Annotated in this window: 18 protein-coding genes; 11 read left to right on the top strand and 7 right to left on the bottom strand. The window is 40.3% G+C overall.

Translation table 11 applies throughout. From position 1 onward, the window contains the following. Positions 1-123 precede the first annotated feature (123 nt). Positions 124-1,476: a MutS-related protein gene (locus M1D52_RS06585; RefSeq protein ID WP_437391877.1), complete on the top strand. Its 1,353-nt coding sequence runs from the start codon at positions 124-126 to the stop codon at positions 1,474-1,476. Between the two features lie 73 nt (positions 1,477-1,549). Here M1D52_RS06585 and aqpZ read toward each other — a convergent pair whose 3' ends face one another. Next, complete coding sequence (gene aqpZ / locus M1D52_RS06580) at positions 1,550-2,260, bottom strand: aquaporin Z (RefSeq protein ID WP_013668298.1); 711 nt, start codon at positions 2,258-2,260, stop codon at positions 1,550-1,552. Between the two features lie 205 nt (positions 2,261-2,465). Here aqpZ and M1D52_RS06575 point away from each other — a divergent pair, with 205 nt between their 5' ends. Next, positions 2,466-2,741 carry an Ada metal-binding domain-containing protein gene (locus M1D52_RS06575; RefSeq protein WP_289552300.1) on the top strand — a complete coding sequence of 92 codons (276 nt, stop codon included), beginning with the start codon at positions 2,466-2,468 and terminating at the stop codon, positions 2,739-2,741. Position 2,742: 1 nt separating this feature from the next. Further along, positions 2,743-3,456 carry a 2OG-Fe(II) oxygenase gene (locus tag M1D52_RS06570; RefSeq protein ID WP_149106237.1) on the top strand — a complete coding sequence of 238 codons (714 nt, stop codon included), beginning with the start codon at positions 2,743-2,745 and terminating at the stop codon, positions 3,454-3,456. Here M1D52_RS06570 and M1D52_RS06565 read toward each other — a convergent pair. Together M1D52_RS06565 and M1D52_RS06560 are read right to left on the bottom strand one after the other, a co-directional pair. Further along, positions 3,431-4,360 carry a DNA-3-methyladenine glycosylase family protein gene (locus M1D52_RS06565; RefSeq protein WP_149106238.1) on the bottom strand — a complete coding sequence of 310 codons (930 nt, stop codon included), beginning with the start codon at positions 4,358-4,360 and terminating at the stop codon, positions 3,431-3,433. The genes M1D52_RS06570 and M1D52_RS06565 overlap by 26 nt on opposite strands. Before the next feature lie 149 nt (positions 4,361-4,509). Beyond that, positions 4,510-6,024, bottom strand: coding sequence for an arylsulfatase (locus M1D52_RS06560; protein ID WP_437391875.1), 1,515 nt, complete (start codon positions 6,022-6,024; stop codon positions 4,510-4,512). Between the two features lie 224 nt (positions 6,025-6,248). On the opposite strand from M1D52_RS06560, the gene M1D52_RS06555 reads away from it, so the two are divergent. Next, the gene (locus tag M1D52_RS06555; RefSeq protein ID WP_437391873.1) at positions 6,249-6,644 is read left to right on the top strand and encodes a VOC family protein; all 396 of its coding nucleotides are present in this window, start codon (positions 6,249-6,251) and stop codon (positions 6,642-6,644) included. A 7-nt stretch (positions 6,645-6,651) separates the two neighbouring features. Here M1D52_RS06555 and glk read toward each other — a convergent pair whose 3' ends face one another. Next, positions 6,652-7,686 (bottom strand): glucokinase, encoded by a 1,035-nt coding sequence (gene glk, locus M1D52_RS06550; RefSeq protein WP_013668303.1) that lies wholly within the window; start codon positions 7,684-7,686, stop codon positions 6,652-6,654. A gap of 169 nt (positions 7,687-7,855) precedes the next feature. Here glk and M1D52_RS06545 point away from each other — a divergent pair, with 169 nt between their 5' ends. Both M1D52_RS06545 and M1D52_RS06540 read left to right on the top strand, forming a co-directional pair. Further along, positions 7,856-9,772 carry a gamma-glutamyltransferase family protein gene (locus M1D52_RS06545; RefSeq protein ID WP_437391872.1) on the top strand — a complete coding sequence of 639 codons (1,917 nt, stop codon included), beginning with the start codon at positions 7,856-7,858 and terminating at the stop codon, positions 9,770-9,772. A gap of 14 nt (positions 9,773-9,786) precedes the next feature. After that, positions 9,787-10,347, top strand: coding sequence for a UbiX family flavin prenyltransferase (locus M1D52_RS06540; protein ID WP_130856508.1), 561 nt, complete (start codon positions 9,787-9,789; stop codon positions 10,345-10,347). Between the two features lie 44 nt (positions 10,348-10,391). On the opposite strand, the gene M1D52_RS06535 is transcribed toward M1D52_RS06540, so the two are convergent. Next, on the bottom strand, positions 10,392-11,414 hold the full coding sequence (locus tag M1D52_RS06535) for a LacI family DNA-binding transcriptional regulator (protein ID WP_013668306.1): 1,023 nt from the start codon (positions 11,412-11,414) through the stop codon (positions 10,392-10,394). A 372-nt stretch (positions 11,415-11,786) separates the two neighbouring features. Between M1D52_RS06535 and M1D52_RS06530 the strand changes: the two genes are divergently transcribed. The 5 genes from M1D52_RS06530 to M1D52_RS06510 all read left to right on the top strand — a co-directional run bounded on the left by M1D52_RS06530 (position 11,787) and on the right by M1D52_RS06510 (position 23,203). Continuing rightward, positions 11,787-14,963: a SusC/RagA family TonB-linked outer membrane protein gene (locus tag M1D52_RS06530; protein ID WP_437391871.1), complete on the top strand. Its 3,177-nt coding sequence runs from the start codon at positions 11,787-11,789 to the stop codon at positions 14,961-14,963. An 18-nt stretch (positions 14,964-14,981) separates the two neighbouring features. After that, positions 14,982-16,499, top strand: a complete 1,518-nt coding sequence (locus M1D52_RS06525; RefSeq protein WP_437391870.1) for a RagB/SusD family nutrient uptake outer membrane protein — start codon at positions 14,982-14,984, stop codon at positions 16,497-16,499. 459 nt (positions 16,500-16,958) lie between these two features. Further along, a complete protein-coding gene (locus M1D52_RS06520) occupies positions 16,959-20,036 on the top strand; it encodes a SusC/RagA family TonB-linked outer membrane protein (RefSeq protein ID WP_013668309.1) in 3,078 nt (1,025 codons plus the stop codon). A gap of 12 nt (positions 20,037-20,048) precedes the next feature. After that, positions 20,049-21,680: a RagB/SusD family nutrient uptake outer membrane protein gene (locus tag M1D52_RS06515; RefSeq protein WP_437391869.1), complete on the top strand. Its 1,632-nt coding sequence runs from the start codon at positions 20,049-20,051 to the stop codon at positions 21,678-21,680. A 209-nt stretch (positions 21,681-21,889) separates the two neighbouring features. Further along, positions 21,890-23,203, top strand: coding sequence for a gluconate:H+ symporter (locus M1D52_RS06510; RefSeq protein WP_013668311.1), 1,314 nt, complete (start codon positions 21,890-21,892; stop codon positions 23,201-23,203). A gap of 11 nt (positions 23,204-23,214) precedes the next feature. Here M1D52_RS06510 and M1D52_RS06505 read toward each other — a convergent pair whose 3' ends face one another. Together M1D52_RS06505 and M1D52_RS06500 are read right to left on the bottom strand one after the other, a co-directional pair. Continuing rightward, on the bottom strand, positions 23,215-24,702 hold the full coding sequence (locus tag M1D52_RS06505; protein ID WP_013668312.1) for a DUF294 nucleotidyltransferase-like domain-containing protein: 1,488 nt from the start codon (positions 24,700-24,702) through the stop codon (positions 23,215-23,217). Between the two features lie 49 nt (positions 24,703-24,751). Beyond that, positions 24,752-25,468, bottom strand: a complete 717-nt coding sequence (locus M1D52_RS06500; RefSeq protein WP_013668313.1) for a 3'-5' exonuclease — start codon at positions 25,466-25,468, stop codon at positions 24,752-24,754. Positions 25,469-25,603 lie beyond the last annotated feature (135 nt).

Raw genomic sequence — 25,603 nt, 5'->3', positions numbered from 1 at the left:
TAGAAAAATCATATTATGCCTTTTCCTGTTTTACGCATTTTCTGAAATTTAGACTACTTTTCAGTAGAACAACAAATTATGTTTTTATACGTTAAAACGAAAAGGCCGATTAACACCCTAAACATGAATGATACGTTTTTGATTGATAATCAAACTATAGACGATTTACAGCTTTTCGAAAGTCCAAAATACAATCGCAGCGTTTATGCTTACTTCGATTATACAACTACCCTTGGCGGTAAAGCACGCCTAAAAGAACTCTTTCAAACGCCGCTCAGGAACATATATGACTTACAAACACGGGTTGAGGATTTAAGATTTCTTTACGAGGAAATCGAAAATATATCCTTTCAGAAAGAATCGATGGACTTTATTGAATTTTATTTAGCGAATTCAGATAGTCCAAAAAAATATTCCTTCTTTCGAGCCTTGAAAAAATCAATTCAATATCAATATAAAAAGAAACAGGAACAATATAATAAGCAGCGTGGCTTAATCGAAATACTGGATACGATATCTTTCCTGAACGAGCTTTGTCAAGAATTACAGAAAAAAGGCCAAGTTTCTTTTATCAAGAACTTATCCATATTGATAAACACAATCTATGCCGATGCGTTCATAAGGAATTGCTTAGAAAAAAATTACCGGGAGTTAAAAGGAATTCGATTAGAACGTTGCGACTATTTAATAAGGAAAATTTATAGACAAGAAATTCGGGACATACTGAATTATGTTTATCAATTAGATGCCTATTATTCCGTTGCATTGGCGGCAAAAAAGCATTCCTTCTCTTTTCCCCAATATATCCAACATGACAAAAGCAAGCTCGAGCTGAAGGCAGTTTTTCATCCCTTTTTACACAATCCCATTGTTAACGACTTCAGCCTAACAGCGAATAATCATCTATGCTTTCTTACGGGGGTAAATATGTCCGGAAAATCGACATTAATGAAATCAATTGCCATCGCAACCTATCTCGCTCATATTGGTTTTCCTATACCGGCAAAAAAGATGACAACTGGATTGTTTAACGGCTTACTGACAACAATCAATCTTGCGGACGACCTAACACAGGGACGCAGCCATTTTTACAACGAGGTCTTACGCGTAAAATTCGTTGCACAAGAGCTTTCTACGCGCAAAAATCTACTTATTATCTTCGACGAACTCTTTAGGGGTACCAATGTAAAAGATGCCTATGAATGTTCATTGTTAATAGTTGAAGCTTTTTCGAAGCACCCAAACAGCCTCTTTGTGATTTCAAGTCATTTGGTAGAAATTGCCCATAATTTAAAAGATATCACTCCCATTCAATTCAAGCATTTTCAAACCCAATTCGGAACAAACGGACCAACCTTTAACCATATCTTATTAGATGGTATCACAAGCGACCGGATTGGCACTTGGCTTTTAAAAAACGAAGGGATCTTGGAAATGCTAAACGATATGACTAATAATAACGACACCGGCCACTAATGCCAACCTTCAATGTAACGAGCGGGATAACAAATTGTTTACCCCGCTTGTCAAGATATACCTTTTTACAAGATCAGCTTGGGTCGCTTTTCTGAATAAGTGATTTATAAATTAAGGCTCCTATAATTGCTCCTATTATAGGTGCTGCCCAAAACAACCATAACTGACTAAGATATTCGCCTCCGGCAATTATCGCTTGCGAAGTAGAACGAGCAGGGTTCACCGATGTATTTGTTATGGGAATTGAAATCAAGTGAATTAAAGTAAGTGCCAACCCAATGGCTATACCGGCAAATTTACCATTCGCAAACTTATCGGTCGCTCCCAGTATAACAATCAGGAAAAAAGCCGTTAATACCGCTTCTGCTAAAAAAGCGGCACCAAATTGATAACCATGGGGCGACAAGACACCATACCCATTTGCTGCAAACGCCCCTGCCTTCGTATTATCAATCGCAACAGGGTTCGCATTGCCGGTTAATATTAAATAAAGAATTGCGCCGGCAGCAAGCGCTCCCAAAACCTGCGAAAGAATGTATGGCAGCAAATCCTTGGCCTGAAAACGGCCGCCTACTAAAAGTCCAATAGAGACTGCAGGATTAAAATGCCCTCCTGAAACATGACCTACAGCGTAGGCCATAGTAAGGACTGTTAAACCGAAAGCAAACGCTACTCCCATATAGCCAATGCCTAAATCTGGTATACCCGCAGCAAACAACGCGCTGCCACAGCCGCCAAAAACCAACCAGAAAGTTCCGAAAAATTCTGCGAAATAGTTTTTCATAATCTGTTATTATTAATTGGAAAGTGATTATTAGCGATTTACGCTAGGTAAATATATTAATTTATTTTAAAGAAAAGTAATTTTTTTAATTGCCGTTACAGTAAACCACACTATTGTGCAAACCTGTGTACTTTTTAAAAAGCAGCAATATTCGGGTTTTACAATACTTGAACATTAATTTATTTTGAAGAAATGTTTTATTATAATGTATCGACATATTGAACTTGGCAAAACCGGAGGAGAGAGAATGATCAAACTTCGGGCATTAATTCATAAAAAAAAAGTCAGCTTGGCAGGTTATTGGCCAAAAAAAATATATGGTTTATTGTCATGTGGTTCGGGCAAACGTATGAAAGTGGCACATCGTGTATTTTTCTATGACGAACAGGAAGCCGTTGCGAAAGGATATCGCCCGTGTGGCCATTGCCTGCGGAGTGCGTATGAAAAATGGAAATTAACTCAAAAACATTACTTTAAATAAGATGGAACAAATTTTTTCATTAATTGAAACACAAGATTGGAGCCGCATTTCCAGGTCTTTGCATGAAAAGGGTTTTGTAATTATAAAGAACCTTTTCTCCACCGATTTATGTGAGGAACTAATAAACTCATATGATAACGACACCCGTTACAGAAAGACCATTCTAATGGAAAGGTATCGTTTCGGTTTGGGTGAGTATAAGTATTTTAAATATCCTTTGCCTGAGCCAATTTTGGCGCTGCGTGAAGGTATTTATCCAAAGATTGTATCAGTGGCCAATCGTTGGATGAATGAACTAAAAATAAACGCTGCGTTTCCTTCAACTTTTAATGAAATGCAAAGACATTGCCATGAGCAGGGACAGACGAAACCTACGGTATTGATATTAAAGTACCACGAGGGAGGATTTAATACCTTGCATCAGGATTTATACGGAACCGTTTACTTTCCCCTGCAAATGGTTATTATGCTCAATCAAATCGGAAAGGACTACACGGGCGGTGAATTTGTCATCACCGAACAGGTGCCACGTGCACAATCAAAGGCTAATGTACTACAGCTCGATCAAGGCGACCTATTAATATTCACTACAAATTTCCGATCTGTAAAGGGAGTAAAAGGTTTTCATAAAGTGAACATGAAACACGGCGTGAGTCCATTGCATACCGGTCAGCGATACGCGCTTGGTATTATTTTTCATGATGCGCTGAATTAATTTTCGCATCCTTCGAAAGACTATGCCATAAATAGAAGACGATGTAAGATTCCCAGTCCTTAAACTGTCTGAAGAACTGCTTAGTGCCAACTAAGTCTTTTTTGTCTTCTATTATATGAAATTTCACAAGCGCGTTCAGTAGTCCTGCGTCTCCGTAAGGTATGCTATTATGCACTCGTAAACATTTCATCAAGACATAATTTGCTGTCCAAAGACCAATTCCCTTCACAGACATTAATAACTGCTGTTTCAATTCGAAACTTGGTAAACCTGCTACAATTTTCTTACTGATTCTACCTTCTAAAAAGGCTTTAGCTACCTCAATGATATAGTTAGCTTTACTCTTGGAGAGTTGTATTTTCAGTAGGTCCTGTGGATTTACGGCTATAAAATCCTGAGGAGAGGGAAAAACATAATAGGTATCGCCCTGATAAACAACACAACGGCCATACTCCTCTACCAAGCGCCTTTTTATTTTATAAGCAAATGTCAAATTGATCTGTTGTCCTATAATGCACCAAACAATAGCTTCAAAAAGATCCGGAATACCGATTAATCGCAAACCATAAAAAGCGGTGGACATGTAGTTCAATTTCCCGGAAGAGGATACAATCGCATAGTAATTCTCTAAGTTATTTTCAAGATCAAACCATTCAGCTAAATACTGTTTAATATAAACAATCGTTTCTTCTTCTAACACTTTACCTGCTATTGTCACTTTAAGTCCTTCGGTATCTCCAAAAACATCCAAAATGATCTTTTCATTTTCTACAATCAGCGCCTTTCGAAAATGATCGTCATAAATGCGAATCAAACAGTCATCATATCCTCTATCAAGAAACCACAAACACTCTTTGAAGTTAAGAGGTCCGTTAACCGGTATTATCAAATGCTGATTTTGCATGAGTCGAAATTAAGGAAAGTAAGACTGGTCTACAATCCGTTTCTTGCTCGAATTTTCACAAAGCACGTTTACCCCTATCTTCGAAACCCATTGGTTGTCCTAATAGGGAACCGGTGCTATGGTGATTTTTTAAACCGGCCACTCAAATTCTACCTTTTCTCATTTTGAAGTTTATTATCAACAATCTCCCAATCCAGGATGTGAGCAGGTTGGTGCTCCCGAGCAACAATTCTATCAAATTCATGCAATAGTTCGGCATGCTGTTGTGCCAGGTCATTGGTTTCGCGGGGATCCTCTCCAAGATTAAACAACATCCATTTCGCTTTTCGATTCCCTTTCATATTAAGCTTGATTGCTTTCCAATCCCCTTTCCGAATTGCCAGTTGGCCTCCCTTTTCCGGATATTCAAAGTATAGGAATTTATGCTGTTTTTGTTTTTTCTCTTTCCCAAGCAAAGTAGGGAGAAACGAAATGCCATCTGTATTACCTGCATCCTCTCCGATAAGATCCGCTATAGTCGCCATCAAGTCGTATTGCGCCGAAACGTGGTCCGTTTTGCTGTTTGGTTTTATTTTACCGGGCCATCGTACCAGAAATGGCTCTTTAATTCCTCCTTCAAAAACATCCATCTTCAGACCTCTTAAACCTGCAGTACTATCAAAGAAGGTATAATCCACACCTCCATTGAACGCGGTCCCGTTATCACTCGAAAACATAACAATCGTCCGTTCATCTAAACCCAGCTCTTTTAATTTTTGTAAAATGAGACCGACCTGTGCATCCAAATAGGATATCAATGCAGCGTAGGTTGCTCGGGGATATTTCGTGGCCGCATACCCATGCTGCCCGTAATAAGGTTGATCGTTAAACCGATCTTTATATTGATTTACATATTCGTCGGGAGCTTGAAGCGACACGTGGGGAATCGTATAGGGCAGGTAAAGAAAAAAACGCCTCTCTTTAGATCTTTCGATAAACCGAAGCGCCTTGTCTGTCATTAGACCAGGGGCATAGCTATTACCTTTGAAGTAATCAAAATCAGTATCATCTGCTTTCAAGGAATCGACAGGGCGATGCACAAATATATCCGGATTCCCTAATTTAACATATTGATCATTTTCCCATAAGTGAGAAGGGTAATAATTATGCGCTTGTTTCTGATCCAAATAACCAAAATAATAATCGAAGCCCTGCTTTAAGGGAGAACCGGTGGTATTATGCATTCCCAATCCCCATTTTCCTATTAAACCGGTCGCATATCCGGCTTTTTTTAGCATTTTAGCAAGTGTATAAGTCCCCTCCGGAAGGGGCATTTGCCCGCCTTCTAAGCTGTCCGGAAAACCGCCCATCTCATAGTTTCCCCTAATATAGGAATGGCCACCATGCTTACCCGTCAGCAGCATACAACGTGCGGGCGCACAAACCGGTGTGCTTGTATAATGATTGGTAAATTGCATACCTTCTTTCGCCATTTGATCCAAATAAGGCGTTTTTATTCTTTTCTGTCCATAAGGACTGATGTCACCATAGCCGAGATCGTCCGCATAAATATAGATAATGTTAGGCGGCAACGTATTATTCTGCGCGTATCCCATTAAAGGCAGGACAAAAATTATTACTTGACCAACTATTGCAAGCCACCGCATTAATCTATTAGATTTCATAATAAGTTATACATTTAGTGTTTTCGATTTCGGTTCCATATTGGCGTTCTGAGCAATTTTACGGCTTAAAATACTTAAAACCAAAAGCAATGTAAACGCAACCGTTTGCGAGACAAACGTTTCGATGGCAAGTGAGTAGAACAAGATTGATATTTTATTGTTATCAATCAGTGCAGGACAGCTAAGATGCGTTGCGAATGGTGAGGCGCTTAAAATAAACAAAGATGATATTACAAACTCGCAAGACATTCAGCAGTTATTCAGCTGATGATATGGAGAAAGCTGAAGCTTTTTACAAAAACACATTAGGATTACAGGTGACACGTGCCGAGATGGGTGTGCTCGAACTTCATTTGACAGGTGGTCATACCATTATTATCTATCCAAAAAAGAATCATCAACCTGCCACTTTTACCGTACTTAACTTTGTGGTAGCAGACATAGTCAGTACGGTTAATCAACTTTCTGCCGACGGTGTTCATTTCCTTTCATATACAGGAGAAATTCGCACCGACGAACGAGGTATCGCTAATGCCGATGGCACAGGGCCAGGCCCCAAAATAGCTTGGTTTGCAGACCCTGCCGGCAATATTCTATCAATACTCGAAGAGCGTGTATAACAGGGGACTATAGTTCTTTACCAAAGGCTCCATAATATGCTGCTCCCGTCAATGCAGTTCGGTTCTTTAGAATTAGGTGTATGGGAATACGCTGCAATAAAAGCTCCATGCGATCACTTTGGATAAACTGCTGCCGGAACAGCTCATCGCGTAAGAGTGGATAAATTTTTGGAGGAATCCCCCCTCCCAGATATAAACCACCTGTAGCTTTCAATTTAAGAACCAAACTAGTGGCTTCTCGAGCCATATAACTTACAAATAACTGCATGGCTTTAACGCATCCATCGTTTAATTCACGCATTGCTGTGTGGCTTACCACCGCAGCGGGGTCTTCCGTAGTTAATTTTTCGCTCAACCAAGCAGGTTCTTTATAGCCTTTTACATCCCGTAGAAAGGAATAAATTCGGTATATCCCGGCCCCCGAAATCAAATGCTCCCAACTGATCAACGGACTTTCGTTTCGTAAATAATGAAAAAGTTCTATATCCGTTTCAGTACGCGGCGAGAATTCGCTATGACCTCCTTCCGTAGCAAAAGGCCGATAGAATTTTCCATCCCAAAAAAGCCCTGCTTCTCCCAATCCGGTACCCGGTGCTAGGATAGCAATATTCCCGGCCTCAGGTTCTCCCGAATATAACGTTGCCAAATCATCTTTTGCAATTCCCGCTAAACCATAAGCCATTGCTTCCAGGTCATTCAATATACATACTTTACTCCACCCGCTATTTTGTTGCAGCATCTTGGCATCAATATTCCATGATAAATTAGTCAATTTTACGGCATTATTTACCACGGGTCCTGCTACACCAATAGATAACACTTCAGGTGGTGAATTAACATCATTTCTTAAATATTCATCTAAAATCTGATCGAAAGATAAATAATCTCGGGACGGAAAGGTTTGCTCCCGTAGTAACTTAATTTGTGCATCTTCTACCTTAAACGTACCTAGGCTTGTTTTTGTCCCTCCAATATCAGCAGCAAGCAATAAGACATTTTTTCCATTTTGTTTATTGGGTAAATAAAGCGGTATACGGGTCATATTATGTTTTTTCTATAAACACGGAAGCGTGCATTTTGATTGCTTCTCCTTTCTTTTTCTACACATTAAAATGATTATTGTTTAATACAGCAGTTATGCCATAAGCCTTCGTTAGCACTATATGGTCAATTTTCCTATATTTGATTCACCGTCAAAACAGACACTTTTTATGAAATCATTTACCCTATACCTTTGCATTTTTTTGTTAATTACTAAAGCCTCTTACAGTCAACAAACACAGAAACCACCTCTATACGGTAAAAATTGGATGGCGATAACCGGTAAGCCGCTCGCTGCTACTGCCGGAGCCATGATCTTCCAGAAAGGAGGAAACGCCGTTGACGCAGCCTGTGCCATGCTTGCTGCAACATGCACAATGTGGGACGTTTTAAGTTGGGGTGGGGAAACTCAAGCACTTATCTATAACCCGACAACGAAGAAAGTGATCGCCATCAATGCTTTGGGTGTTGCCCCTACCGGGGCGACTGTTGACTTTTTTAAATCGAAGGGCTACGACTTTCCACCCGAATACGGTCCTTTGGCAGCAATAACGCCAGGTACGCCAGGTGGACTTTGCTATATGTTGGCCAAATATGGTTCTCTAAGTCTGCAAGAAGTTTTGAATCCTTCAATCGAAATGGCCGCTGGGTATCCAATTGATGCTCAAACCGCGAACAGTATTGAACGTAATAAAGAAAAAATAAAAGAATGGCCTTATAGTAAAGCCGTTTTTCTACCGCATCTTGGTAGTAAGCGGGAGGCTCCTGCAGCTGGAGAAATTTTTCGTCAACCACAGCTGTTAGCTACACTCAACAAACTGGTAGAGGCCGAGCAACAAGCCTTGAAAGAAGGCAAAAACAGAGAAGAGGCAATTATGGCTGCTTATAATCGCTTTTACAAAGGTGATATTGCCGATGAATTCGTACGCGGTTCAGGTGAGCAAGGAGGTTTAATTACAAAGGCCGACTTGGCTAACTGGACACCCATCGAAGAAGAACCTCTTCATGTAAATTATCGTGGGGTTGAGGTATATAAACTTCAAGAGTGGACGCAAGGCCCTGCCTTGTTACAGAGTTTGAATATTCTCGAAAATTTTGATCTCAAAAATTTGGGATATAATTCTGCTCAATATATTCATACCCTATATCAAACAATGAATTTGGCATTCGCAGATAGAGACTTTTACTATGGAGATCCTTACTTCAGGCCACGTCCTCCTATTAGTGGGTTGCTTGATAAAAATTACGCCAAAAAACGGGCAGCAATGATACCAAAAGACAGGAACCTCATGATTGCATTACCTGGAGATCCCTTTCCGTTCCAAAATGAAAGCAATCCGTTTAAAGGTCTTTTAAAGAAAAGAACTTTGTTGCTAGACAGCAACGGTAACGAAAAGATTAAGGATTTTGTGCCTAAACACGACGCTTCAAATCAAGCCCTACTAAACAGTGAGACAGCGGAAGACAGTCTATATCGTGATCGACTTTGGAGAGGGACTACTAGTGTTGTTGCAGCGGATAAAGAAGGATGGCTTGTTGCAATTACACCAAGCGGTGGTTGGGTGCCCGCCTGCATTGCCGGAAATACCGGAATCGGTATGAGCCAACGCTTACAAAGTTTTGTTTTGGATTCAATCGTTAATCCTTACAACGTGATACAACCAGGCAAACGGCCCCGAGTGACATTAACACCTTCCTTAGCATTAAAAAATGGCAAGCCGTTTCTGGCTTTCGCTGTACAGGGAGGAGATACACAGGATCAGAACCTCCTTCAATTCTTTCTTAATATTGTTGAGTTCGGCATGACTGTACAGCAAGCAACGGAAGCAGCCAACATTAACAGCAATCAACTTTGGCTGTCGTTGGGTGGTACTCAAATGAAAGATAGGATACCAAAATCGGGAAGCATCTTGTTAAATAGCAACACTAAAGAGGGAATAAGAAATACCTTAAAACAGATGGGCTACAACATGACTTTCGGCGAACGTACGAGTGGACCGATAAATGCTATCTTTGTCGATCAGGAACATGGCACCTTTTGGGGAGGGAGCAGTAACCATGGAGAGGATTACGGTATCGGTTGGTAAAGCCTTCGAAAGAAATGACTAAAAGAAGAATAATAGTAGGTATTAGTGGAGCCACGGGGATCCAATATGGAATAAAGGCACTTGAACTGCTGCAAGAACTGGATATTGAAACACATCTCATTATAAGCAAGGCCGCCGAAATGGTACGAACCTATGAAACGGGTTATAAACATGAACATGTGGTTTCGCTGGCCCATAGGGTTTATGCCCTGTCGGATGTTGGGGCTGCTATTTCCAGTGGATCTTTTAAAACGATGGGCATGTTAATTGCACCCTGTTCAGTAAAAACCTTGTCGGAAATAGCTACAGGCGTAACCAGCTCGCTTTTATCACGTGCAGCGGATGTAACATTAAAAGAAAGGCGAAGATTGGTTCTACTTTTTAGGGAAACACCATTACATGCAGGGCACATAAAAACAATGCTACAGGTAACTGAAATGGGAGGTGTTGTGATGCCCCCTGTGCCAGCCTTCTATATGCAACCTCAAACAATCGATGAAATGATTACCCACACCGTGGCACGGGCACTCGATTTATTCGGTTTCGATATAGACATTCCTAGATGGGAAAAGTAAACCGGCTCCTTTGTTATGTTCGGTTATCAAATGGAGCTCATAACTTAAGCTTTCTCGGTTGAATCTCTTAAAATCAATTGAGCAGATAGTTCTTTATGAAAGGTTTTATCCGTAACTTTACCAAGCTTTAAATCAACAAGCAATCGATCAATAATTAATTTTGCCATATCCTCAAGAGGTTGTTCAACCGCAGTTATGGCTGGTTGAAATAGGCGAAGTGCCTCATTATCGTCAAATGCTAGTACCGAAATTTTTGTCGGAATCTTTATTTTACGATGTCTCATTACTTCCAAGCCCCCTACCGCTAAATAATTGGTAGCAAAGCAGACGCTATCGATCATTGGATTTTTCTTTAGAAATTCTTCAAAATCGGACAACAATCGTTCTTTTCTTTCCCTATAAGGAATGTATAAAATATATTCATTCAAATTTCGCTCTTTTATTAATTTTTTGTAACCTTCCAACCTACTAAGCATCTGAGTTTGTTGCGAATCAGTCGTGATTAAAGCTATATGCTTCTTTCCTTTGTTCGCCAAATGCCGGCAGGCTTCATACATTGCATTTTCATTATTAATTCCTATATAATGGGAATCAATTTTCGGCAAGTATCTGTCGAAAAGTACAACTGGCCTATTTTCTTCCCTCAATTGTTTGATTTCGTCTTCCAGGCCTTCTGTAGGGCAAATTATGTAGCCATCCACTCCCCGGTCTCTGAACATCCGTATAAGTTCAACCGCCTTTTCTGTCTGTCCATTTGTACTACTGTAAATTATCTTGTAGCCGTTATTATAAGCCTGTTCTTCTATTAGCGAGGCGATTTGCGAGAAAAAAGGATTGCCAATATTCTCTACTATAAATCCTATTGTATTAGTTTTACCTGTCACCAAGCCTCTTGCTAAGTAATTAGGTGTATAGCCTACCTCTTTTACATAAGCTAAAACACGTTCAGCAACTTGTGCGCTTATTCGCATTTCTTCGGCCTTCCCATTCAAGATGAAAGAGATGGTCGTATTGGAAAGCCCTAAGGCCTTCGAAATATCTTTAATGGAGATTCTATTTCTTTTCATTGATTATGCAATTGGTAATAGCATTGTTTAGCTGATAAGGTTGTGGTAAAGATAATATTTAAAGAAAGAAAAAGGCAATCGTTTTCACATAATTGTTAAAAAGATTCTCAAACCATCCCTATTCCAGTACAAATTTTAAAAAGTTCTTTGATATTAACATTTTTATTAAGAAGTTAGCCGACTATTAATAAAACAAGCTAACAAACCACGGTGACCATGATGAACGAAATTTGTGCCTTTAAAACTAAAACAATTTAGCTGGTTAATACCACGCTTCTTATTTTTTTAGATCGTTCCTAAAGCGATTTAGTAACAATCTATTTACAATTCCGTACGAAATCAAGCATTTTACATTCTGATTATTAAGCATTTATGACCAATCAAAAAAACAAACCAATTAAAAACATAGCCTTAACAGGAAGTTTGGCTTTGTTGATTTCTGTTGGGATCCCCTTCTGCCCTTCGCAGGCTGCGGCTTCCAACAGGTTAACTTCCAATGCTACTTATCTTGCGAATAAGAAGCAACAACAAATTGCCGGTACAGTTACCAGTGCGACCGACCAAACGCCCTTACCTGGTGTTTCTGTGTTGGTAAAAGGATCCTCAAAAGGTGTTACTACCAATGAAAAAGGACAATTCACCATTGAAGCTTCTTCTTCTGATATACTAGTATTCAGCTATATAGGTTTTTTAACGACGGAAAGAACTGTCGGAAGCTCTACCAATTTAAATGTAGCACTACAAGAGGATAGCCAAAGTTTAGATGAGGTGGTTGTCGTCGGATATGGAACACAAAGAAAAGTAGATATTACCGGTTCCGTTGCGGGCGTTAAGTCTGAAGAACTAACGCAGCGCCCGGCACAAAACGTAAACCAAGCACTTAGTGGTCGGATAGCGGGTGTTAATGCATCAACAAACTCGGGAAGACCAGGTGGTAGAACACAAGTTCGTATCCGTGGATTTAGTTCAATTAACGCAACAAATGAGCCGCTTTACGTTGTTGATGGAATTATCTTTACAGAAGATATATCCACCATCAACCCAAGTGATATCGAATCAGTTGATGTTCTAAAAGATGCATCTTCAACGGCGATCTACGGAACACGCGGGGCAAACGGTGTTATTATGATCACTACCAAACGCGGTAAAAAAGGACAAAGCCAGATCAACTATGATGCCTTTATGACCGTGAACAAAATGACACGTAAGCAAGATGTACTCAACTCCGAGGAATGGATGGAGATAGAAGCTTTGGGTTATCAAAATGCACAAAAATATGACCCGGAAGGCTTTGCAGCGGGTCGATATGAAAACCCTGTTGAGAAGCACAAGCGCTATGCCGTTGGCAACACTTTCGGCAACCGAGAACTGTTCACCGCTGATGGACAGCCTCTTTACGACGTAGATTGGCAAGATCTATTAACCCGTACAGCTATTGGTCAATCTCACAATTTATCTTTTACAGGAGGAAGCGATAAATCAACTTATGGTCTTTATTTAGGATATTTTGACGACCAAGGGATTATTGTAAATAGTTTTCAAAAACGATATAGCGCACGCGCCGTTATTGATCATCAAGTGCGCGATTGGCTTAAAGTTGGTGGAACGATCAGTTACTCTAACAACACAGAACGCAGACAGGATGATGGTGTCGGGGGAAATATCCCACCCCGCATGATGATTGAAATGGTTCCGTTCATTCCTTACAAGTATCCTGATGGCACATACGGTCGTCGTGAAGACTATGATGGTTTAGAAACCGGTGACAACCCTCGGGCACAAGCTGATGAAATAACGCGTCTTTATAAACGCAATGTATTCACAGGTAATGCCTATGCTAAGGTTACCTTAATGGAAGGCTTAGACTTTACTTCAACTATTGGTGCAAACGTACGCGACCAACATCAACCTTATTTTGTAAGTAGTTTATCGAACTTCGATGGTGGTTTAGGAAGAACTTTTGCAAGAATTGGCGCTGAAAGTTCATTCTTTTGGCAATGGTCTAACCACATCAATTACAACAGAACATTCGGCGATCATACAATTAGTGCAACGCTAGGTACAGAAGCGCAAAAGTTTGAAGTATTAGAATGGGAGGCATCGGCTAATGATATCGCTGACGACTTTTATCAGTGGAATAACCTTGGTATGGGAGCTACACCAATGCCGCCTACTTCCGATGTGCAAAACTATCAAATGAATTCTTATTTTGCCCGTGCTAACTACGGCTATAAAGATAAGTACTTATTAACTCTTACCGGTCGTTTTGATGGATCATCTCGCTTCGGTGAAAACAATAAGTTTGCTTTTTTCCCATCCGCGGCAGCCGCTTGGCGTATTTCGGAAGAGGACTTTTTAAAAGGGAGCGAAACAGTTAGCAATCTGAAGTTACGTTTAAGCTACGGTTTAACCGGTAACTCCGAAATTGATAGTTATCTGTCTAGAGCCAACTTACAATCAGGTAATTATGTGTTTGATGGACGTTTATCAGCGGGAACCGTTATTAGCACATTACCAAACCCGAACTTAAAATGGGAAAAAACAGCGCAATATAATGCCGGTTTTGATTTGGGTTTATTGAATGATCGCATCAACATTGTCTTCGATGCTTATCTTAAGAAAACTTCTGACCTACTTCTTGCCGCACCTGTTCCGGCTTCTAGTGGATACACAAGCATGATGACAAATATTGGAGACATGAAGAACAGTGGATTTGAATTTGGAATCAATACGGTAAATATTGACAAAGGCGACTTCTCTTGGACTACCGCGTTAAACTTCTCTTATCTAAAGAATGAGGTAACGGCTTTGGGTACAAATAATGAAGACGTATTTATGAACCCATTCTTCATTGGAAGTAACAGTAATATTTTACGTGTCGGCAACCCCGTAGGTAGTTTCTATGGATTGATCAGAGAAGGTACTTGGAGCACTGCCGAAGAAGCGGAAGCAGCCAGATATAACCGTTTGCCGGGCGACATCAAGTATCGCGACCTGAATAATGACGGCCAGATAAATGACGCGGATAGAACTATTCTTGGAAAAGGTATTCCTGATTTCTATGGTGGCTTCTTTAATACCTTGCGCTACAAGAATTTTGATCTTACGCTCGAATTACAATATTCTTACGGAAACGATGTTTTCCGCATGAGTCAACATTCATCGGAAGATCGCACGGGTATTGCTAATAGCTATGCCACGGTCTTGAACGCATGGACTCCGGAGAATCAAAATACACCGATTGCCCAAATAAGAGGTGCGGGTGTACGTTACGACACCTTACTCGATTCACATAAAGTGGAAGACGGGTCTTTTATTCGCGGTAAAAACTTAATGCTAGGTTATAACCTTCCTTCTAGTGCATTGGAAAAGATCAAGTTAAGCAGACTGAGAGTGTACGCATCTGTCCAAAACTTTTTCTTAATAACAGATTACAGTGGCTATGATCCGGAAGTTACTACTTATGATGACACTTTTGCACAAGGCATTGAGTTTCATGATTACCCAAAACCCATGACGTTTACCTTCGGATTAAACGCAACCTTTTAACTTATACACGAAAGAACGATGAAAAAATCTATAATATCCATCTTTGCAGCTGCAACTTTACTTACAGCGAGTTCGTGCAGCGAGAGCTTCCTGGATGAAAACAACAAGAGTAATCCAACACAGGATAGCTATTTTCAGAATGCAACACAAGCTCAGACCTTTGTTAACGGTATTTACACCAATTTAAGAGCCAACACAAGCGGTGATGGGATTGGTTATGGTGAGAGCCCCTGGATAAACCTCGAATTACTCGTTGGCCATGCTTCGACAAATTCACAAAGTAACTTTAACTTGGGTGTTATCAACCACACAACCGGAACCGAGAACCCCGGCTTTTACAGCTATTGGCAAGGCTTTTATGAAGGTATAGCAAATGCCAATGTAGCAATAAGCCGCATTCCGCAGATTGATATGAATGACACTCAAAAATCTAATTTGATGGGGCAAGCTCATTTTTTGCGTGCATACTATTATTTCTTTCTTACCCGACTGTTTGGGGATATCCCATTGGTAACACAGCCGGTTGATCCAACAGAAGATAGTCAATTACGCCCTCAAAGAGCCAATAAAGAAGAAATATATGAGCTTATTGTCAATGATTTAACAGCCGCTGAAAATTCTTCTATACCAGATGTAGACCGGACGGGAAGAGCATCTAAAGGGGCAGTTAAATCACTATTGGCCAATGTTTATCTTACAATGGCGGGCTATCCTTTAAATAAGGGTGCTGAATATTATCAGTTAGCAGCGGCCAAAGCAGCCGAAGTAACTACACAGGGTGATGCCTGGTATCCCTTGTTTAGTAATTTGGAGTTTCTCCACGATAGACCGAATAAAAATTTAGGGGAATTCATTTTACAGGTACAATACCTGGGCGGTGTAGCGGAAAATAACATCACCCAAATGATTATTCCTTATAATTCCTCAATCTCTAGACACGGTGATGAATATGGTTCATTGGTTCCACGTCGAGAGTTTGTTAACAGTTATGAAGTGGGTGATAAACGTAGCGCCGAACGCGGATTTTTCTTTACCAGTGCCCCAAGGGCAAAAAATGGTACCGGAACTATTACCTTTCCACCAGCCTTATATAAATATTGGTTGGAAGCTTCTTCGGGTGTTAATGGCGACTTAACACCGGACATCAACTTTACGTTAATCCGCATGCCGGAAGTATATTTAATTCATGCCGAAGCTGAAAATGAGGTTAACGGACCTACCGATGCAGCCTATGCTTCTTTGAATAAAGTAAGACAAAGAGCAGGATTGGCACCATTAAGTGGCTTATCACAAAGCCAATTTAGGGAAGCTGTTTGGCGTGAAAGATATCACGAACTATGCTATGAAAATAAGGCTTATTTCGACATCCAACGGACGCGTAAAGCCTATAACTTAGCGGCTAATAGCTTTGTTGACTTAATAGGCTATAGAAACGAAAGCGGTACCACTTGGACAGAAAAGTACTTATTATTACCAATACCTCAACGAGAACTTCAGGCGAATCCTAATTTAGCGCCAAATAATCCCGGATGGTAATGGGGTCGTACTCATCGCACCGAGTCAAAAGATAGCGCAGTTTTTAAGGCTTCTTTAGATAAATGCAAAACAGCAATTTTCCTTTTGGAAAATTGCTGTTTTTTTTACCCCTCCTCTATGATCACGAGCAACGTTTTTATTCATGACAAAAAGAGTGTGCATTACCGTCCATCTACTTGCCAAATAATATTGTTAGTTGTGTATACATTTCACAAATTAGCAAAAACTCTTTGATATTAATTTTTTTCTTAAGAAGTTAGCCTTTTGAAACTATATAAACTAACAAAAACCATTTAAACTATGATAAAAAAACTAAAACAGTTTAGCGTATCTACATTTTTTTAGGGTAACCAAGGCCTTTTTTTCTATTATTTTACTAAAGCGATTTAGTGAGGTGAGTATTTATTGACTTGATTTTTTGCTCACCGATCAATTTATAAACTTGATTATTAAACATTTATGACCAATCAAAAAAACAGACCAATTAAAAGCATGGCCTTAACGGGAAGTTTGGCTTTGTTAATTTCCATTGGGATGCCAGGCGTCCCATCTTTTGCCGAAGCGTCAAGTAGATTCGCTTCCAAATCGACCACCCGCTCGTTCAAACAACAGCAGAAGACAATCGCCGGAACGGTAACGAGCGCAACAGATCAAGCTCCTTTACCGGGAGTTTCGGTTTTAATAAAAGGCTCATCAAAAGGAGTAACAACTGATGAAAAGGGCCGCTTTCAGATCGAAGCTTCAACAAATGATGTGCTGGTGTTTAGCTATTTAGGTTATTTAAGCGCAGAGCAACCTGTTGGTAATAGAAGTATTGTCAATGTATCCTTACGGGAGGAGAGCAATAATTTAGAGGAAGTCGTTGTTGTGGGATACGGTACACAAAAGCGGAGCGAAATCAATTCAGCGGTTGCTAATGTGAAGGCCGAAGACTTCAATGCAGGGGGAACACGATCACCCATGGATTTAATCCAGGGAAAAGTAGCTGGTTTGAATATTACGCGCACACAAGGGAACAATCCAAATTCGACTACTTCAATTCAGTTAAGAGGGATTAATTCATTAAAAGGAGGCACGACACCGCTGATCGTTATCGACGGTATTCCGGGAGGTAACCTGGATTTACTGCAACAAGATGATATCGAATCTTTCTCAGTTTTAAAAGATGGATCCGCTGCTGCCATTTATGGTACACGCGGAAATGCGGGCGTAATTTTAATTACCACAAAAAAGGGTAAGGCAGGGGAACCGAGGTATGACTACTCTACTTATATACAGCATGAGTCAGTAGATAAAAAGCCGGAGTATCTATCAGCATCCGAATTCCGCGATCTGATCAATCAGGGATTAATCGCTCAGGATTTGGATTTAGGCGGATCCACAGACTTATACGACGAGCTGGTAAACAAAGACAACTTTAGCCATTACCATAACTTAGCAGCGTCAGGAGGAAGTGAAAAGTCGAATTACCGTGCGTCACTTTATTTTAACAACGCACAAGGGATTGCAAAAGAAAATGGGAGGCGGCAATTTGGCGGACGGGTTAATGTGAATCAAAAGGGATTGCAAGATCGACTGGAGATGCAATTTAACTTAGCAGCCAACTTAAGTAAGGCGAACTTATTGGGTGGCGGCGTAAATGACGATATCAACTCGGTAGATTACGGAAAGACAACGGGTTCTGATTTTGAACAAGCGATACAGCGAAATCCGACGGCTCCGATTAGAAATCCCGATGGTTCCTTTTTAGAGACCCAAGGCTTTAACAATTATAATCCCCTTTCCAGATTAGAAAACCGCATTTTTGAACGTAATCAATCTACTATCAGTGGTGATGCTCGATTTACCTACAACATTATAGAAGGCCTAAAAGCTTCTGCCTTTGGCTCCTATGTTCGGGATGAATATAACGATCGGAGGTATCGCTCGATCAATGATTGGGATCAACGGCAAAATTCTGAATATCAGGGGATGGGATATGCCGCTAAAGCGAACTACCTCACCTGGTCGCAGACCTTCGAATCGACGCTCGACTATACCACTACGATCGCAGATGACCATTCGTTAAACGCGACAATAGGCTATAGTTATCAATATAATACGCTAGAAAAATTTAATGTGAATAATAACGGCTTTACTAATGACGCCATGTTGGATTGGAATCTTGGTGGTGGTAGCGCTATTAATAACACGCTACTGCCTCGCCCGGGTATGGGCAGTTTTAAAGATGACAATACGCTTGTAGCTTTTTTTGGTCGAATAAACTATTCTTATTTAGGAAAATACTCTGCACAATTTATTCTTCGGAGAGAGGGTTCTAGCCGCTTTGGTGAGAACAATAAATGGGGAAACTTTCCCGCTGCTTCTATCGGTTGGACCATCAGTGAGGAAGAGTTTTTAAAAAATACAGCACTTATCAATAATTTAAAATTAAGAGTGGGCTATGGTGTTACAGGCAATCAAGATATAAGTAATTACCAATCCTTGCTTACGCTTAGTACTGGAGGCACATACTTAATGGATGGAACTTATTATCAAACATTTGGCCCAGCAAGAAACGCCAATCCTAACCTTAAGTGGGAGCGCAAAGCCGAGTGGAACTTCGGTTTGGATTTTGCCTTATTAGACAATAGACTTTCCGGTTCATTAGATGTTTATAACCGTTTAACGAAGGATTTAATATATGACTATAATGCGCAGCAACCATCTTTCGTTCGCGACAAGATCTTAATGAATGTGGGCTCAATAACGAACAAAGGCGTTGAATTGATACTGAGCGGCACCCCGGTTAAAAAAGACAACTTCACATGGAACATCGATTTGGCTGGTAGCTTGCAAAATAACCGGCTAAAACAGTTATCAAGTGATGTATTTCAGGCTAATTTCCTTGAGTTCGGAGGGCTGCCCTCTCCAGGCAATCTTGGAAATGCCATTCGTCTTGAAGAAGGGGGCAAGGTTGGTAATTTCTATGGAAAACGATTTGCGGGCTTCACAGACGATGGGAAATGGCAATTTTATAAAGCTGATGGATCGGTGGCAACTACCAGTGAAATGAATAACGACGATCTTACCATAATCGGAAATGGTGTTCCGAAATACAATCTATCCCTTAATAATACATTACGCTACAAAAACTTTGATCTTACGGTATTTTTCAGGGGTAAATTCGGTTTTGACATTCTGAATACCAAAGAAATGTATTTTGGAAACAAGAAATGGCTTCCAAATAATATCTTCAAAAGTGCCATTACTACCCATAACCAGCTGAACGATGATCCGCAATACTCGGATTACTACTTAGAAAAAGGTGATTTTGTAAAATTGGATAATGTCACTTTAGGGTATACATTCAAATTGAGTTCGAACTATATAAGAAATTTAAGAATATACGCTGCCGGCAGAAATTTAGCAACATTCACGGGCTACAGTGGAATAGACCCTGAAATTCAGGACACCGGTTTTACGACAGGTATAGACGGTCGTGGTTTCTATCCTCGAACCAAATCATTCACGCTTGGTGTAAATGTTGGATTTTAAAAACATAAAAAGATGAAACAACTCCTAAAAAAATCTATATATATTTCTGTATTTGGTATGATAGCAATGAGCTATCAAGCTTGTACCAAACTGGACGAAAATCCTTATAGCGAAATAAGCAACGATAAATTTCTCAACAACAGAAGAGAAGTATTGCAAGCGGCCTTACGCCCAATGACCCATATGCAATCATGGCTAGCGCCTACCGGAGGCAGTGGTTATTACTACCATTCGGAATTGTCGTCTGATCAATTGGCCTGGCCGCAAAAAGGCAGACATGGCTATGATGCAGGAGATCATTTTAGACAGCATTATCACACATGGACAGACAATGAATCTCGCACACGCGATGCTTGGATTGGAATGTGGACAGGCTTAGGTTATGTTAACAACGCGCTCAATCGGATTCAAGCAACCCCACCAGAAAAGGTAGGTATGGAGCCTGACGAACTGAATGCGATCATTGCAGAACTCAAGGTACTTCGCGCTTATAATTACATGAAAATAATGGAATTGTGGGGCAATGTACCCATTGTTGAAGAAGTGTCTGAAGAAATAGCCAATCCAGAGACCAAACCACGTACGGAAGTCTTTGCTTTCATACAAAAGGAGCTTGAAGAAAATGTTCCTAATTTATTACCGCTTTCGGATGCATTAATTGGAAGAGTAAACAAGGCTGCGGGATACGCCATGCTAGCAGAACTCTATCTTAATGCTGAAAAGTGGGTAGGACAACCCATGTGGGACGAGTGTATTGCAGCCTGTGATCAGGTTTTAAATGGTGAAGGGGGCGGCTTAGGGGGTGGTCCTAACCTGGCTGCTGATCTGACGTCTACATTTAGTAATACGAATCAACGTGCAACAGAGGCTCTTTTTCAATTTGCATATAGTCAAAAAGGAGGTTTCGCATTTGATTGGGGCGGCTTCTTTATGGGCTATGATTATATGAAAGATGTACTTAATGTCGGATACGGCGGATGGAATGCCTTCGTAGTGATACCAACCGCTTTTGATGCTTACGCTGAAAACGACTTACGCAAGAAAGAGTGGTTTTTGTTCGGCCCACAATACAAATATGGCACACAAACACCGGTGTTAGGCACGGAAGAATGGAGCGGAAAACCTATTGTTTTTGTAAACAGTATCCGCCGTGAAAGCGAGGGAGACTTAACCAGCGCAGGCGGTATGGCACAAGGAGAAGAAAATAGTGGAGCTAGATTCAATAAATATAAATCCGGGACCTTGCAAGATGCCAACTATCGTGAAAACCACTATATGATCTATCGTCTTACCGAAATATACTTTAATAAAGCAGAGGCCATTATGCGAAAAAATGGCGGTGTTGCCACCCAAGAGGCAGTAAATTTAATTAATGAAAGTAGAAAACGGGCCTTTTCCGCCGAAGATTGGCCGGCTGCACAATATACAACGGCAAGCTTGACACTAGATGAATTATTGGCTGAGCGAGGTCGTGAATTTATTTTTGAAGGAAAAAGACGTACCGATCTTATTCGTTTTGGAAAGTATACAACAGCCGCTTGGTGGGATCACAGACCTAGTAGTGATCCAAACCGGGAATTGTATCCGATTCCGAATACGCAAATTGCCATTAATCCAAATTTGAAGCAAAATCCGGGATACTAAACAACAGAGGCGCTCAAAAAATGAGCGCCTTTTTATCATATCCAATGATGTACCACCAATTTCACGGTCAGTTGGGAGCATGACTTCTCAATCAAAACTCTTTGCCATCTTGACTTTAAAAGATATTCTCAACAATATTCGTTCATTATTTTTATAAATAAAACAATTCTGTTAATTTGCCTAACACAGTACCAACAAAACAGACACCAATGACCCTAGTTTACATTGCCCTATCCATTTTCTTGTTAATCCTACTGATTAATACATTCAAAGTACATCCCTTCCCTGCCTTTTTACTCGTTTCAATCTTTGCCGCAGCTACTTTAGGCTTATCTATTGATAAAATTGCGACAACATTAGAGAAAGGAATTGGCGATATTTTATCATCCTTACTAATATTAATTACGTTTGGAGCCATGTTCGGTAAAATCATTGCTGTAAGCGGTGCTGCGCAAAAAATAGCCGCGGTGATGATGTCGTGGGTGGGGCAAAAAAAAATTCAGTGGGCCATGATGATTGTTGGCTTTATCATCGGTATTCCACTTTTTTACGGAGTAGGTTTTGTGCTGATGGTGCCCCTTATTTTTTCGGTAGTCTATAAATATAAACTTCCGGCGGTCTTCATTGGCTTGCCTATGTTAGCAGCGCTGTCGGTTACGCATGGCTTTTTACCCCCTCATCCTTCACCCTCCGCACTGGTTATCCAATTCAACGCCAATATGGGTTTAACGCTTGTATATGGCTTCGCTCTTGCTATACCGGCTATCATTATCGCCGGTCCTTTCTTTGCACAATTTCTCAAAAAAATCCCATCGCAACCCTTACAGACATTCATTTCAGAAGACTTACCCGATGATCAATTACCAGGCACTTTTAATAGCTTTTTTACGGCATTGTTGCCCGTTATACTACTAATTGCAACGACATTTATCCAGCATGTATTTACGTTGAGTCCAACAGTTCAACAGCTATTAATATTTCTGAGTTCGCCATCGGTGGTTTTGATGATTGTATTTTTTTATTCACTTTTCTCCTTGGGAGTCGTTCAAAAACTTAAAATGGACGATTTAATGAATCATTGTACGCAAGCGGTGAAGGACGTTGCTACCATCATTTTGATTATTGCCGGTTCAGGAGCGCTCAAAGAAGTATTTACACAAACCGGTGTAAGCGAGGAGATTGCTACTTCATTGAGAGCACTTCCGGTTCCGCCGCTTGCCTTAGGTTGGTTAATAGCGGCTATTATACGAATATGCGTCGGATCGGCAACTGTAGCGGGATTGACGACCGGATCGATGATTCTACCACTGATTCAATCCACTGGAACTGACCCTAATTTGATGGTGCTAGCGGTCGGCGCAGGTAGTTTAGCCTTCTCACATGTCAATGATTCAGGCTTCTGGATGTTTAAGGAGTACTTTAATCTGACGATCAAAGATACCGTGCTAACTTGGTCGGTAATGGAATCCATTGTTGCCATCGTCGGCCTCATCGGTGTTCTGTTATTAAATCTGGTTGTATAAGATCAACGATTTTATCCTAATAAATTATTGGTGAACTTAATACGTATACCCGACTGGAAATTTTCCACAGTCTTAAAAATTTCCTTTAAGGTAACACGTTCAATACGTGTAATCTTATCAATATCAATATAGTTGTCCGGCTCACCCTTATCAACGATCATGCGCACCGCCTGATTTTTTAGACGCATTGTCATTAAGTAATAATAAGATAAGCTTAATTCCTGATATTGATTTTCAGTGAACACGCCCATATCTCGCAACATTTTCATTCGTTCTCCGGTATTCTCTAAAAAAATCCGATTCCGTAGAGCATAAACACGCACCAAGTCTACGATTGGGGTCATCGCTTTTTTAATATCAAAGACCTCGCGGCCTTGTACTGTTATCGTCTTAATTGGTTTAAAGAACGTTAATGGCGGCACGTATTGCAAGGCATTTTTAGCCAAATACACAAAAAACTTCTCTAAAGGCTGCTGAAGCTCTACATCTAGAAAGTCTCGAAGATTATCCATGATTGCTTTATCTCCATAAATCAATCGGCAATCAAAAAAAGTCGAAAATTTAATGGCAGTCTCCGGAAGCGATTCCTCCATCCATTTTTTATAATTGCTCTTCCAATGCGATAAGGAGTGTGTCCATTGTGGATTACTCGCCATATAGCCCCCCGTACAATACGCGAAGCCTACAAAATGCAATCGATCAGACACTTTTTGCGCAAACTCAAGGAACCATTTCCGAACTTCTTCCCGATGTTCGTTCGCCTTATCCTCATAAATTAGCGCATTATCCTGATCTGTTTTCAAAGTCTGTTCTTTACGTCCCTCGCTTCCCAACACCATAAAAACGAATTTAGAGGGTGGATTGCTCATTTCGCTCAACACTTCTTCTATTACATTCTGCGCAATTGTATCAGCAATAGCGGTTATTAATTGATTAACAATCTCAGCTTGTACACCTTTACTCAATAACTGATTGACAATGTACGGAACACGAGACCACTTCTCTTTTAACTCGATACTCGTTCTAGCTAATTTTACAGATTGAATAAAGACTAATGGCGATTGAGCTTGTTCACTCATCAATTTATTTCTGCTAACAAATCCTACGTATTTGCCTTCTGACTCCACCAGCAAATAGCGTAATTTTGTTTCATACATCGTCAGCAGCGCTTCATATATATAGGTATCAATGGAAATTGACTCAATGGCGCGATCCATAAAATAATACACAGGTTTAGTAAGATCAGCTTTTTTCGCGATCACATTATCACGCAACGTTATATCAGTAATGAAGCCGTCGATATTTCCACTTTCACTGGTGACAAACAAACAACTAACCTTATTGGCAGCCATAATACGGGCGGCTTCGTACACCGGCATGCTTTCTTTGCAGGTCACCAGCTCCCTGAAAGCTATATCACTGATTCTTCGCGAATAGACCTGTTCAGGCATCAGGTAACTTTCATCAAATGAAGGGGCTTGTTCTTTTGTATTATCCATGAGTTTTTCTATAAAACTATAGTCATTAATTGAAGTGCATATAAATGACTTATAAACGCTTGAAAACTAACGAACAGACAATTAAAGCAATCAAAAAAAACAAAATTATTAACACCGTTGATATGCTCCATGGTGACTTATCAAGAATCAGTTGTTTTGATAATTTGACTTGCTGTTCTTCAATTGTTTCTTCTGTAACTTCTTTTCTTTTGACCAGCTCAAAATAACTCTTTGCTGTGGCGTCTGCATCTAATAAAGCATTATGGGCCTTCTCCAGCTCCTTTTCAAAAAGTTCCTGGTAGAGTTCGTTTAAACGGAGGTATTTTATCCAAGGTTTTTTAACGTATCCGGAACTCGCTAACATGGTACAAAATAGGCGTAAATCGCCAAGTGGGTTTTCCATAGCGCAGCGATAAAAATCCGCTCCCAATACATGAAAGTCGAGTGCGACAAAGTGCCCCACGACTAGAGGTTTAAATTGCCGGAGATCACTGCTGAGTTTTTCCATTACGGCACAACGCGGTACTCCAAACGTTCTTAAGTATGAATCCTTTATCCGATGCACTAATTGCGCTTGCCGACTAACCACCACATCGTCTTCGTTCACATAGAAATTTTCTCGCTTGATTTCCCTTCCGTCCTTTGTAAACACAATCCAAGCGACTTGAACGGCACTTGGCCAGTTATCTTTTGTAGAATATCCTACCGTCCACTTTTTGGGTAGCCCCGTTGTTTCCGTGTCAATAAATAAAAGATATTCTTGCATGCAAGAAAAATAACTCTTTTTAATAACAAGTGCAATAAGAGACGTAAAATCCTGCTGTTTATATTGAATTATTCATTGCTCGGCTATTATAAAACGAAGGTGTCTCCTACATTTGTCTTTGACAAGCATAGGAGA

The organism is Olivibacter sp. SA151, from assembly GCF_054130995.1.
This window is presented reverse-complemented; position numbering and strand designations above follow the sequence as displayed.